The sequence below is a fragment of the Streptomyces sp. PSU-S4-23 genome, assembly GCF_055632315.1.
In genome coordinates, this window is sequence record NZ_JBVMUU010000002.1 from 4341872 (window position 1) to 4354421 (window position 12550).

Consider the following 12550-nt stretch of genomic DNA (forward strand, 5'->3'; position numbering starts at 1 on the left):
CTGCCTTCCGTTGTCCTCTGTGACCCCCCGATCCTCGCACGGTACGCCCTGTGGGTCGTCCGGCCGCCACCTCTGGCCCGACATGCACGGAGTGTTCCCTTGATGGGCCAGTGATGGGGACGGACAGGCCGGACGGCCGCCGTGGGTGCACGGCCCGCTGCGGCCCCTTTTGAGCCGCATGACCCGGATGCCCTCCCTCGCATGCCCGGGAGGTGTTGGGGAGGCATGATCCGTAAAAGGCTGGAAAGTCGAAATACGTACGCCACCTAGGAGGAGGAACCCGTGACCCGCATCGACAGCGTGCGCGCCGCGACGGGCTCGGCGAAGGACAGCGTGCTGCACGCCGCGGAAGTGGTGGCGCCCTACGCCGACACGGCCAAGGACAAGGCAGCGCACTACGCGCACGAAGCACGCGTCCGTATCGCGCCGAAGATGACGCAGGCCGCCGAGCAGGCCCGCGTCCAGTACGGTGCCCACCTCGCGCCGCGCCTGGAACAGGCCCGCACCCATGTGCCGCCCAGGGTGGACCAGGCCGCCCACGAAGCCGCCCTCTACACCCGCAAGGCTGCCCGCCAGGCGGCCGATTACTCCCGTCCGAGAATCGAGCAGGCGGTCGCCGCGGCCGGTCCGGCCCGCGAGGAGGCGGTGGCCCGCGGTGCCGCGGCGCTGGCCGCGCTGCGCGGCCAGGTCTCGCCGCAGCAGATCCGCAGGCTGGTGCGCCGGCAGGAGCGGCGGGCCCGGTGCCGGCGCGGCGCCAAGAGGCTAGCGCTGATGGGCGTCCTGAGCGCCGGCGCCTTCGCCGCCTGGAAGTGGTGGGACAGGCAGGCGAACCCCGACTGGCTGGTGGAGCCGCCCGCCGCCACGGAGACCCCGCAGAGCGACCGCCTCACCTCGGTGGACGGCAGCGGACCCAGCGATCTCGACCCCGAGGTGCAGGCGAAGCAGACCGAGGACGATCCCCCCGAGCACGACGACCGCCGCTGAACCTCCACGGACCCGCGCCCGGTTCGCCCGGCGCGGGTCCTGTGGTGCCGTGCAGCGTGAGGCCAGCCGTGGGGCGGGAGACGCGAACGTCTCCCGCCCCACGGCGGTTTTCGCGCACGGAGCCGTCCGGGAGGTGCGGAAGCGTTCACGCGTTCCCCTCCCGATGACGTTTGCAACGCCCCTCGTGTGCACGTTCCGTGGAGACTTCGGTCGCGTAGCGCATTCGCCCGACTACGCATCCGCGGCCGTACCCGTGTACACAAGGCCGCTCATCCCGCGACGGACCGCCCGGCCGCCCCGGCGACCGCCCGGCCGGGGAGCCCGGGAGGCCCGGCACCGACGGTCATTTGCGCAAAGGAATGCAATGTCTGCAAACCTTTCGTGTGACCCGGGTCACCGCGCGACAAAAAACCGGCCAGCCGCCGCGAGGGGCACCTGACCGGTCCGGGATGTGGAGCCTAGGGGAGTCGAACCCCTGACATCTGCCATGCAAAGACAGCGCTCTACCAACTGAGCTAAGGCCCCGAGGGATGCGCTACCGGCCGACGGAACGCGGACCGGCGGGCGCTGCGCACCAGCGTAGCGGGTCACCCCCGGTATCTCGCAAAAAGTTAGGGGGTCCCCGTGGACGACCACTCTCCGTAAGATGCTCGTCGTGGTTCGCTACAGCGAACCGCGGTAGTTGGGGAAGCGATGGGGAGACGCAATGGACGCCGCACAGCAGGAAGCCACCGCAAGAGCGCGGGAGCTGCAGCGGAACTGGTACGGGGAGCCGTTGGGGGCGCTCTTCCGTAGGCTCATCGACGATCTGGGTCTCAACCAGGCTCGTCTCGCGGGGGTGCTGGGACTGTCCGCTCCCATGCTGTCGCAGCTGATGAGTGGTCAGCGCGCCAAGATCGGCAATCCCGCGGTGGTCCAGCGGGTGCAGCTGCTGCAGGACCTGGCGGGGCAGGTCGCGGACGGCAGCGTGAGCGCCGCGGAGGCGACCGAGCGGATGGACGAGATCAGGAAGTCGCAGGGGGGGTCCGTGCTGAGCAACGCCACGCAGTCGACGAGCAGTTCGGGCGCGCCGACGGTCAAGCGGGTGGTGCGCGAGATCCAGTCCCTGCTGCGCTCGGTGGCGGCGGCCGGCGACATCATCGAGGCGGCGGACACCCTCGCCCCGACCCACCCGGAGCTGGCAGAGTTCCTCCGGGTGTACGGCGCCGGCCGTACCTCCGACGCCGTCGCCCACTACCAGTCCCACCAGAGCTGAGCCGACGCCCCGGCCGCCGGGGACTCCCGCGCCGGGGGGTGCGCGGGAGTCCCCGGCGCCGTCCGGAGGCCGGAAGGGGGAGCGACGCACGACCATGGGTGAGGTCTTCGCCGGGCGGTACGAACTGGTCGATCCCATCGGGCGCGGGGGAGTCGGTGCGGTCTGGCGCGCCTGGGACCACCGGCGGCGGCGCTATGTGGCCGCCAAGGTCCTGCAGCAGAGCGACGCGCACGCGCTGCTGCGGTTCGTGCGCGAGCAGGCGCTGCGGATCGACCACCCCCATGTGCTCGCGCCCGCCAGCTGGGCCGCGGACGACGACAAGGTCCTGTTCACCATGGACCTGGTCACCGGGGGTTCGCTGGTCCATCTCGTCGGCGACTACGGCCCGCTGCCTCCGCGCTTCGTCTGCGTGCTGCTGGACCAGTTGCTGTCCGGGCTCGCCGCCGTGCACGCGGAGGGGGTCGTGCACCGCGACATCAAGCCCGCCAACGTGCTCCTGGAGGCCACCGGCACCGCCCGCCCCCGGCTGCGGCTGTCGGACTTCGGCATCGCCATGCGCCTGGGCGAGCCGCGGCTGACCGAGACCGACTACGTGGTGGGTACGCCCGGTTATCTCGCCCCCGAGCAGCTGATGGGCGCCGACCCGGACTTCACGGCGGATCTGTTCGCCGTGGGCCTGGTCGCGCTCTACCTTCTGGAGGGCGCCAAGCCGGACGCCAAGGCGCTCGTCGCGCACTTCACGGCCAACGGCACACCGGGGCCGCCCCGCGGGATTCCCGGGCCCCTGTGGGAGGTCGTGGCAACGCTGCTGCAGCCGGACCCGGCCGCGCGGTTCCGCACCGCCACGGGCGCGCGCAAGGCCCTCGCCACTGCCGCGGAGCTGCTGCCCGAGCCCGGCCCCGATGACGAGCAGGTGGAGATCTTCGACCAACTCGGGCCGCTCCCCGCCGGGTTCGGGCCCGAGGGACCGCTGCGTACGGCATCGGGAGTGACGAACGGATCGGCCGTGGCCCCGCTCCGCGCGCCGGGCGGCCCGTCCGGCCGGCCGGTGACGGCGTCCGCCGGCGCGGGTTCCGCGCCGCAGCCGCCGCACGCCCACGGCTCCGGAACGGACGGCGGACCGGCACGGCCCACGACCGGGCCGATACCGCCGCGGCCCACGACCGCCCCGGCCGCCTCTGCCTCCGGCACCGGCGGCGGACACGGCACCGGCACCGGCACCAACACCGGCGACAGCACGTCCGGGGTGGCGCCCGGCGCTGCGCCCAGCGCGATGCGGCCGGACTCCACGCCTCCCGCCGTACCACCCAGGCCCGCCGTCGATCCGGCGCCGGCCCGGCAGCCGTCGACCATGTCGGACACGGGGAGCTTCCATCTGCCGCCGCCGTTGCCGCGTGAGGCGCTGGGTGCCCTGCAGGGCCCGCTCGGGCAGCCGCCCGCCCCGTCCGCCGGGGCCATGGCCCCGGCCCCCGTTCCCACGGCACCGGCGGTGCCCACGGTTCCCTCCCCCGTCCCGCGTCATGAGCCCCCGCGGCCGTCCTCGTCCTCCCCCGGTCCGCGTCACGAGCCCCCGCGGCCGTCCTCGTCCTCCCCCGGTCCGCCCGCGGTCCCCGGCAGGGCGCTGCCGCAGTCCGTCCACGCCGCGTACGCCGTCCCGTCCTCGTACGCCCCCACACAGCCGCAGCAGATCACACGGCACCACAGGCGACCCACCGCACGCCGGCCGGGGCCTCCTGCGAAGGTCGCCGTGCCGGTCCTGCTCGTCGCGCTCGTGTGCTTCGCGGTGGGGTTCTGGGCCCTCTCACGGCTGTAGCGGCCACCCGGCCTCTCGCCGGCCCCACTCGCCCTTCTCACCCTCTCGCCCGGCCCGCGCCGGCCTCCCGGTCGTCATCCGTGCCGGCCGCCGCGCACCCGCCGCCGGGCGGCCAGGGTCCACAGCGCGAGCCCCAGGACCAGGACGCTCCCGGTGCCGATGCCGCCCACGGCGACCAGTTTCATCGTGCGGCTGTCCGGTCCCCCGCCTTCGCTCCGGCTCCCGCTGCCGCCGTCCCCGTCGCCGTCGGCCCGCGGCACGTCGCCCCCGGTGCCGGCGGCGCGGTCTCCCCCGCCGCCTCCCTCCTCCGCCCCGGCCGCCGCCTCCTGCCGGTCCGCCGCCGTCACCTCGAACACGTCCCGCGGTGACGGCCGTCCCGCGTAGGCCGGACCGGACGCCGGCGTTCCGCTCAGCCGCACGCGCAGCGTCAGCGTGAACGGCCCCTGCCCGAACCTGTCCGCGACCGGTGCGCCCAGGTGCACCGCGAGGTAGTACCAGCCGGCGAACCGCATCCCGCTCGCCCTGCTGCCGACGGCGTGGCGGTTGGCGTACTCGACGGGCGGCAGCGGATCGAGCGCGGCCGATGCCGGGGCGCCGCTGTAACCGGCGTCGGCGTCGTCGACGTGCGCGCGGACCGGGTTGTACAGCGACATGACCATGGCGGTGCCCACATAGCCGGAGCCTGCGGTGGAGCCGCCCAGCTCGGCGGTGGCGGACAGTTGCCGGCCCCAGTCGACGGGCACCTTGTAGAAGAGGGTCTGCCCCGGCCGTATCGCGTCCTGCCAGACGCCCTGCCCGAGGGCGCTCGCCGTGGCGAAGCCGGCTCCGCCCGCGCGCCGTGTCGCGTCACCCGCGAGGGGCTGCGGTGTCGCCGAGTCCCAGGCACCGGGCGGGGCCGTCCCGCCCGGCTGCCGCAGGGCGGGTTCGGACACGTAGTCCAGCTCCAGGTCCCAGTCCCCGGACGCGGGGGCGGACAGGTCGCGCTGTTCGACGACCACGTAGTAGACCCCCGCCCGCCGGCACACATAGGTGCCCGGACCGGTCTCCCGGGCCGCCCACGCGGCGATGGGGTGCGGGCTCTGGGTGGGGCCGACGTGGGTGGTTCCCGAGGAGCACAGGGTGCCGTCGGCGTCCTGGACGGACACCTTGAGACCGTCGGAGGAGGAGACCGCAGCGCCTGCCCTGGGGACGGCCGTCGCGGAGACGTAGGCGGTGGCGGTGGCGTCGAGGTCGAGGCGGTAGTAGCGCTTGCCGTCGGCGGGCACGCTGCTCCGGTAGGTGCGCCCGGGGTCCAGGCGTACGGCGCCCACGGTGCCGGTGGCGCCCTCGACGGTCCGGGCGCCGGGGTCGAACGCGTACGGGGCAGGCGCGGCGGCCCCCGGCATGGCGGTCGTGGCGGCCCGCGCGGGGAGCGCCACGCTCACGCCGAGCACCGCCGTGCACAGGGCGACCGCCGCGCGTGCCGGCGTCCGGCCCCGCCGGAGCGCCCCGCAGCCAGGCTCCGTGCGCCGCCTCATCACCCGCCACCCCCGTCGTACGCCGCCCGGACCGTCGCCCATCCTGCACCGCACGACACGGCGGCACCCGCGCATTGCGTACGAGCGGCCGAAACGGCCTCCCCAGGACACCGGGCAAGGGGCGTGCTCCATGCCGACGCCCTCTACACCCGCCCCGTCTCCGGGGCAACACAAGGCCCCGACCGCATCGACGGCCGGGGCCTGCTCTGATTCTGTCGTCCGTCGGGCTCAGGAACCCGTGGGCACGGAGTCGGTCGCCTCCGTCCACAGATCCTGCTCGGCGCGATCCGCCTGGATCTGGCGGTACACGAGGAGCCCGCCGATGGCGGCCAGTGCGACCAGGAGAAGCTTCTTCACCGCGCGACCTCGTCTTTCCTTGACGTAGGGGACCTCTGGCGCCCGACTATACACACCGACCGATATCGATCGGTGACCTGCGTCGGTGCTCCACCGGCCCTCAACTGCCGCCCCGCACACCCCAGTACGGCAGGACGGCAACGCTCCGATCTGCGTGTGATCAGACCTCACAGAACGTGACGTTCACCGCCCTCCTCACCCGAACCGGATGTTCGGGGCCTCTTGCGCCCGTCCGGGTGGTGTTCATCGGAAGATCGACGCGCCACGGGCGTCGGTCCACCACTTCCCAGCCCTCTTACACATCATGAGGAAAGTACGCAAATCGACCAACCCGAAAGTGAGGGGTCATGGCCGGGAACAAGGTCATGAAACTGTGGACCGCCATCGTCACGGCCTTCCTGGCGCTGTGCGCCGCGCTCGGATTCGCCACCACGACCGCCGAGGCGGCCGTGGCCCAGACGCAGCCGGCACACGACGGCGGCCCACAGGCGACGCTCCCGGTGCCCGCTCCCGACAGCTGGGCGCGCGACCGGTCCCTGCCCCCCACGATGAAGCAACGCATCAGCGCCGAGGCCCACGGAGCCTCCCCGACCTGCCGCCACCGCGCGCGCACGACCGCCGTCGCGTCGACCCCGATCGCCCGCCATGCCCTCAGGAGCCTGCACGAACCCGCCACCTCGATCGAGCCGACGGTGCGCCTGCGGCTGTGACCCCGGCACCGTAGGCCCCGGCACCACGACGACATCTCGGGCGATCTTGCGTACGACGCCTCCACGGCGAACGGCCCGGCACCTGTTCCAAGGTGCCGGGCCGTCGGCGTCGGCCGGGAATGCCGAAGACCCCCGACCATGACCGGTCGGGGGTCTCTTCGCTGGTGGGGCTAACAGGATTTGAACCTGTGGCCTCATCCTTATCAGGGATGCGCTCTAACCAACTGAGCTATAGCCCCGCCGCGCTCTGCGGTGTGCGTCCCGCGCGCTGACCCCTGAAGATTAGCGCACGACGTGGGCAGTCCCAAAATCGATAACCAGGGGTCCCTCGGGGGCGCGCCCGGGAACCCCGGCTACTCGTCCTCCGCCAGCGTCAGCTCGACGCCGCCCACGAAACCCGCGGAGAGGTTGTAGATAAACGCGCCGAGCGTCGCCAGGGCGGTCGCCAGCACGACGTCGATGACCGCGATGATCGTCGTGAACATCAGGACATTCGGCAGCGACAGGAACGACTGCAGGTCGAAGCCGTTCGACTCGTTCGAGCCGGTGGCCTCCGAGATCGTGCCGCCGACCGTCGAGAAGACGCCCATGGCGTCCATGACCATCCACAGCACCGCCGACGCCACGATCGTGCAGATGCCGAGCGCGATGGAGAGCAGGAAGCTGACCTTCATCACCGACCACGGGTCCGCCTTCGCCACCCTGAGGCGCGCCTTGCGCGTCCGGGGGGTGGTGCGCGCGCCGGTGCGGGGGCGGCGTACGGCGCCCGCCGGTGTCTGCGCCGGGTAGGCCTGCGGCGGGTGGTAGGGCCCCGCGGGCTGCTGCGGCTGCCGCTCGCCCGGCAGCGGGGACGCGGCCGCCGGCCCCTGGCCCGGGGCCGGCTGTACGCCCGGTGCGGCCGGCGCGGCGCCCGGAGCGGCCGGGCCCGCTCCAGCCACGTACTGCTGGGTCTGCGGGCCTCGGGTGTCCGTCACAGTTCCCCCCTGGGATCCATGAGACTGATGGGAGCCGGTCTGATCCGTGCCGGAGCCATGGCCGCCGTCCGTCTCCGTACCGGTCGGTCCGGCGCCCGTGGCTCCGCTCACGCTGACTCACTCCTCGTGCTACTCGGCCGAGGGCGTTTCACCCTCGTCCGTGCCGGTCGTCGCGGCACCCTCGGCGATCTCGTCCACGGCCTCCTCGCCGTCGACTTCCTCCGCCTCGCGTCCCGCCTCGGCGTTACGTGCGATACCGACGACGGCATCGCGCTTGCCCAGGTTGATCAGTTGGACGCCCATGGTGTCACGGCCCGTCTCCCTGACCTCGTTGACTCGCGTACGAATCACACCGCCGGACAGCGTGATGGCGAGGATCTCGTCGCTCTCCTCGACCACCAGCGCGCCGACGAGCGAGCCGCGGTCCTCGACGATCTTGGCGGCCTTGATGCCGAGGCCGCCGCGACCCTGGACGCGGTACTCGTCGACGGCGGTCCGCTTCGCGTACCCGCCGTCGGTGGCAGTGAACACGAACGTACCGGGTCGAACAACATTCATCGAGAGGAGTTCGTCGCCCTCACGGAAACTCATCCCCTTGACGCCCGAGGTGGCACGGCCCATCGGCCGCAGGGACTCGTCGGTCGCGGTGAACCGGATCGACTGGGCCTTCCTGCTGATCAGGAGCAGATCGTCCGAGGGCGAAACCAGCTCGGCCCCGATCAGTTCGTCGTCGGATCCGTCCTCCGTCTCGCGGAGATTGATCGCGATGACGCCTCCGGAGCGCGGCGAATCGTAATCCTTCAGAGGCGTCTTCTTGACCAGACCGCCCTTGGTGGCGAGCACCAGGTACGGCGCGGCCTCGTAGTCGCGGATCGCGAGGATCTCCGCGATCGACTCGTCCGGCTGGAAGGCGAGCAGGTTCGCGACGTGCTGGCCGCGGGCGTCCCGGCCGGCGTCGGGCAGTTCGTACGCCTTCGCGCGGTAGACGCGGCCCTTGTTGGTGAAGAACAGCAGCCAGTGGTGCGTCGTGGACACGAAGAAGTGGTCGACGATGTCGTCTTCCTTGAGCTTCGTGCCGCGCACGCCCTTGCCGCCGCGCTTCTGCGAGCGGTAGTCGTCCGTCTTGGTGCGCTTGACGTAGCCGCCGCGCGTGATGGTGACGACGATGTCCTCTTCGGCGATCAGGTCCTCGATGGACATGTCGCCGTCGAAGGGCACCAGCTTGGAGCGGCGGTCGTCGCCGAACTTCTCGACGATCGCGGCGAGTTCCTCGCTGATGATGCCGCGCTGGCGGACCGGCGAAGCGAGGATCTCGTTGTACTCGCGGATCTTCGCCTGGAGTTCGTCGTGCTCCTGGACGATCTTCTGTCGCTCCAGGGCGGCGAGGCGCCGCAGCTGCATCTCGAGGATGGCGTTGGCCTGGATCTCGTCGATCTCCAGCAGGCCCATCAGGCCCTCGCGGGCGATCTCGACCGTGTCGCTGCGCCGGATCAGCGCGATGACCTCGTCGATGGCGTCCAGGGCCTTCAGCAGGCCGCGCAGGATGTGCGCACGCTCCTCGGCCTTGCGCAGCCTGAAACGCGTACGGCGGACGACGACCTCGATCTGGTGCGCCACCCAGTGACGGATGAACGCGTCCAGGGACAGGGTGCGCGGCACCCCGTCGACGAGCGCCAGCATGTTGGCGCCGAAGTTCGTCTGCAGGTCGGTGTGCTTGTAGAGGTTGTTCAGGACGACCTTGGCGACCGCGTCCCGCTTGAGCACGATGACCAGCCGCTGGCCGGTGCGCGAGGACGTCTCGTCGCGGACGTCGGCGATGCCGCCGATCTTCCCGTCCTTGACCAGGTCGGCGATCTTCTGCGCGAGGTTGTCCGGGTTGACCTGGTAGGGCAGCTCGGTGACCACCAGGCACTGGCGGTTCTGGATCTCCTCGACCTCGACGACCGCGCGCATGGTGATCGAGCCGCGCCCGGTGCGGTAGGCCTCCTCGATGCCCTTGCGGCCCACCACCAGGGCGCCCGTCGGGAAGTCCGGGCCCTTGATCCGCTCGATGAGGGCGTCGAGCAGCTCCTCGTGCGAGGCGTCCGGGTTCTCCAGGTACCACTGGGCGCCGGCCGCCACCTCGCGCAGGTTGTGCGGCGGGATGTTGGTGGCCATGCCCACCGCGATACCGGCGGAGCCGTTGATCAGCAGGTTCGGGAAGCGGGACGGAAGGACCGTCGGCTCCTGGGAGCGGCCGTCGTAGTTGTCCGTGAAGTCGACGGTCTCCTCGTCGATGTCGCGGACCATCTCCATGGACAGCGGCGCCATCTTGCACTCGGTGTAGCGCATGGCGGCGGCGGGGTCGTTGCCCGGGGAGCCGAAGTTGCCGTTGGAGTCCACCAGCGGCATCCGCATCGACCACGGCTGGGCCAGGCGGACCAGCGCGTCGTAGATCGAGGAGTCGCCGTGCGGGTGGTAGTTGCCCATGACGTCGCCGACGACGCGGGCGCACTTGTAGAAGCCGCGCTCGGGCCGGTAGCCGCCGTCGTACATCGCGTACAGGACGCGGCGGTGCACGGGCTTGAGCCCGTCCCGGACGTCGGGCAGCGCACGCGAGACGATGACGGACATCGCGTAGTCGAGGTACGAGCGCTGCATCTCCGTCTCGAGCCCGACGGGCTCGACACGCATCGCGAGTTCGCCGCCCTCTTCAGGGGTGACTGGAATGTTCTCGTCGGCCATTGCCGGTGGGGATCCTTCCTGGTGCGGTCAGCTGGGACCGACTCAGATGTCGAGGAAACGGACGTCCTTGGCGTTGCGCTGGATGAACGCGCGGCGCGCCTCGACGTCCTCGCCCATGAGGACCGAGAACAGGTCGTCGGCCTGGGCGGCGTCGTCCAGGGTGACCTGGCCGAGAACCCGGTGCTCCTGGTCCATCGTGGTCACGCGCAGCTCCTCGGCGTTCATCTCGCCGAGGCCCTTGAAGCGCTGGATCGAGTCCTCGCGGACCCGCTTGCCGCGCTGGCGGCCCATCTCGATCAGTGCGTCGCGCTCGCGGTCCGAGTAGGCGTACTCGACGTCGTCCCGGCCCCACTTGATCTTGTACAGCGGGGGACGGGACAGGTACACGTGCCCGGCCTCGACCAGCGGCCGCATGAAACGGAAGAGGAAGGTCAGCAGCAGTGTGCTGATGTGCTGGCCGTCGACGTCGGCGTCCGCCATCAGGATGATCTTGTGGTAGCGGAGCTTCTCGATGTCGAAGTCCTCGTGCACACCCGTGCCGAAGGCGGAGATCAGCGCCTGGATCTCCTGGTTCTGCAGGATCTTGTCGATCCTGGCCTTCTCGACATTGAGGATCTTGCCGCGGATCGGGAGGATCGCCTGGTACTGCGGGTTGCGGCCGGACTTGGCCGAGCCGCCGGCGGAGTCACCCTCGACGATGAAGATCTCACACTTGGTCGGGTCGTTCGACTGGCAGTCCGACAGCTTGCCCGGCAGGGACGCCGACTCCAGGAGGCCCTTGCGCCGGGTCAGGTCACGCGCCTTGCGGGCCGCCACCCGCGCGGTGGCCGCCTGGATGCCCTTGCGGATGATGTCCGCGGCCTCGACCGGGTTGCGGTCCAGCCAGTCGTTGAGGTGCTCGTAGACCGCCCGCTGCACGAAGGTCTTCGCCTCCGTGTTGCCCAGCTTGGTCTTCGTCTGGCCCTCGAACTGCGGCTCGCTCAGCTTGACCGAGATGATCGCCGTCAGCCCCTCACGGATGTCGTCACCGGTGAGGTTGTCGTCCTTCTCGCGCAGCAGCTTCTTGTCGCGCGCGTACTTGTTGATCAGGCTGGTGAGGGCCGCGCGGAAGCCCTCCTCGTGCGTACCGCCCTCGTGCGTGTGGATGATGTTGGCGAAGGAGTACACGCCCTCGCTGTAGCCGCTGTTCCACTGCATCGCGACCTCGAGGGACAGGCTCTTGTCCTTGTCCTCCGCCTCCAGGTCGATGACGGTGGGGTGCACCACGTCTCCCTTGCGGGAGTTGAGGTACTTCACGAAGTCGACGATGCCGCCCTCGTAGTGATACGTGACGGCCTTGACCTCGTCCTTCTCGTCCGCGCCCGCCTCGTCCGCACCGGTCACGGCCTTCGCCGACTCGCGCTCGTCAGTGAGTTTGATCGTCAAACCCTTGTTGAGGAACGCCATCTCCTGGAAGCGCCGCGAGAGCGTCTCGAAGGAGTACTCGGTGGTCTCGAAGATGTCCGGGTCGGCCCAGAAGGTGACGGAGGTACCGGTCTCGACCGTGGCCTCGTGCTGCGCGAGCGGGGCCGTCGGGACACCCATCTTGTAGTCCTGCGTCCAGCGGTGGCCATCGGTCCTGACCTCGACCGAGACCCTGCTGGAGAGGGCGTTCACGACGGAGACGCCCACGCCGTGCAGACCGCCGGAGACCGCGTAGCCGCCGCCGCCGAACTTGCCGCCCGCGTGCAGGACCGTCAGCACGACCTCGATGGCCGGCTTGCCCTCGGAGGGGACGATGCCGACCGGGATGCCACGGCCGTTGTCGACGACCCGTACCCCGCCGTCGGGAAGGATCGTGACGTCGATGGTGTCCGCGTGCCCGGCCAGCGCCTCGTCGACGGAGTTGTCGACGACCTCGTACACGAGGTGGTGCAGACCGCGCTCACCGGTCGAGCCGATGTACATACCGGGTCGCTTGCGGACCGCGTCCAGACCCTCGAGGACGGTGATCGCGCTGGCGTCGTACGAAGCGGTCACCTCGCCTGTGGGCGAGGTGACCTCGGCGTGCACGCCGGCGTCGGTGGACGGGATGTTCTCGTTGGGGTTGCCGGAATCGGCCACGAAGCGCCCTTTCTGGCACAGCACAAGCCAGGCTCGTCGGCGGTTGCCGGAGCGGCTGCGGCATGTTGCGTTGGTAAGCCTTGATCAGCGTTGCTCAGCTCTACCCGGACGGT

General features: G+C 71.0%; 9 protein-coding genes and 2 tRNA genes. 4 read left to right on the top strand and 7 right to left on the bottom strand.

Annotated elements, in window-relative coordinates:
* Positions 1–282 precede the first annotated feature (282 nt).
* Positions 283–984 carry a DUF5324 family protein gene (locus ACZ79I_RS19855; RefSeq protein WP_471498844.1) on the top strand — a complete coding sequence of 234 codons (702 nt, stop codon included), beginning with the start codon at positions 283–285 and terminating at the stop codon, positions 982–984.
* A 452-nt stretch (positions 985–1436) separates the two neighbouring features.
* Here the strand turns inward: ACZ79I_RS19855 and ACZ79I_RS19860 are convergent.
* Positions 1437–1509 (bottom strand) — tRNA-Ala (locus ACZ79I_RS19860).
* A gap of 181 nt (positions 1510–1690) precedes the next feature.
* On the opposite strand from ACZ79I_RS19860, the gene ACZ79I_RS19865 reads away from it, so the two are divergent.
* Together ACZ79I_RS19865 and ACZ79I_RS19870 are read left to right on the top strand one after the other, a co-directional pair.
* Positions 1691–2239, top strand: coding sequence for a helix-turn-helix domain-containing protein (locus ACZ79I_RS19865; RefSeq protein WP_381078968.1), 549 nt, complete (start codon positions 1691–1693; stop codon positions 2237–2239).
* 94 nt (positions 2240–2333) lie between these two features.
* Complete coding sequence (locus ACZ79I_RS19870) at positions 2334–4052, top strand: serine/threonine-protein kinase (protein WP_471498845.1); 1719 nt, start codon at positions 2334–2336, stop codon at positions 4050–4052.
* Between the two features lie 74 nt (positions 4053–4126).
* Here ACZ79I_RS19870 and ACZ79I_RS19875 read toward each other — a convergent pair whose 3' ends face one another.
* Entirely contained in the window at positions 4127–5476 is a 1350-nt protein-coding gene (locus tag ACZ79I_RS19875; RefSeq protein ID WP_471498846.1) for a hypothetical protein, read from the bottom strand.
* 321 nt (positions 5477–5797) lie between these two features.
* A complete protein-coding gene (locus ACZ79I_RS19880; RefSeq protein ID WP_003999697.1) occupies positions 5798–5926 on the bottom strand; it encodes a DLW-39 family protein in 129 nt (42 codons plus the stop codon).
* A 347-nt stretch (positions 5927–6273) separates the two neighbouring features.
* On the opposite strand from ACZ79I_RS19880, the gene ACZ79I_RS19885 reads away from it, so the two are divergent.
* A complete protein-coding gene (locus tag ACZ79I_RS19885) occupies positions 6274–6636 on the top strand; it encodes a DUF6344 domain-containing protein (protein ID WP_471498847.1) in 363 nt (120 codons plus the stop codon).
* 162 nt (positions 6637–6798) lie between these two features.
* Here the strand turns inward: ACZ79I_RS19885 and ACZ79I_RS19890 are convergent.
* From ACZ79I_RS19890 to gyrB, 4 genes are all read right to left on the bottom strand, one after another.
* A tRNA-Ile gene (locus tag ACZ79I_RS19890) sits at positions 6799–6875 on the bottom strand.
* Positions 6876–6989: 114 nt separating this feature from the next.
* Entirely contained in the window at positions 6990–7721 is a 732-nt protein-coding gene (locus ACZ79I_RS19895) for a DUF3566 domain-containing protein (RefSeq protein ID WP_471498848.1), read from the bottom strand.
* Positions 7722–7739: 18 nt separating this feature from the next.
* Positions 7740–10334, bottom strand: a complete 2595-nt coding sequence (gene gyrA, locus ACZ79I_RS19900; RefSeq protein ID WP_471498849.1) for a DNA gyrase subunit A — start codon at positions 10332–10334, stop codon at positions 7740–7742.
* 42 nt (positions 10335–10376) lie between these two features.
* Entirely contained in the window at positions 10377–12461 is a 2085-nt protein-coding gene (gyrB, locus tag ACZ79I_RS19905) for a DNA topoisomerase (ATP-hydrolyzing) subunit B (protein WP_471498850.1), read from the bottom strand.
* Positions 12462–12550: the final 89 nt, after the last annotated feature.

What these genes read in the sequence shown, in the direction of transcription:
- ACZ79I_RS19865 (WP_381078968.1), top strand. Translation starts at nt 1,691, where the DNA reads ATGGACGCCGCACAGCAGGAAGCCACCGCAAGAGCGCGGGAGCTGCAG.
- ACZ79I_RS19870 (WP_471498845.1), top strand. Translation starts at nt 2,334, where the DNA reads ATGGGTGAGGTCTTCGCCGGGCGGTACGAACTGGTCGATCCCATCGGG.
- ACZ79I_RS19885 (WP_471498847.1), top strand. Translation starts at nt 6,274, where the DNA reads ATGGCCGGGAACAAGGTCATGAAACTGTGGACCGCCATCGTCACGGCC.
- gyrA (WP_471498849.1), bottom strand. Translation starts at nt 10,334, where the DNA reads ATGGCCGACGAGAACATTCCAGTCACCCCTGAAGAGGGCGGCGAACTC.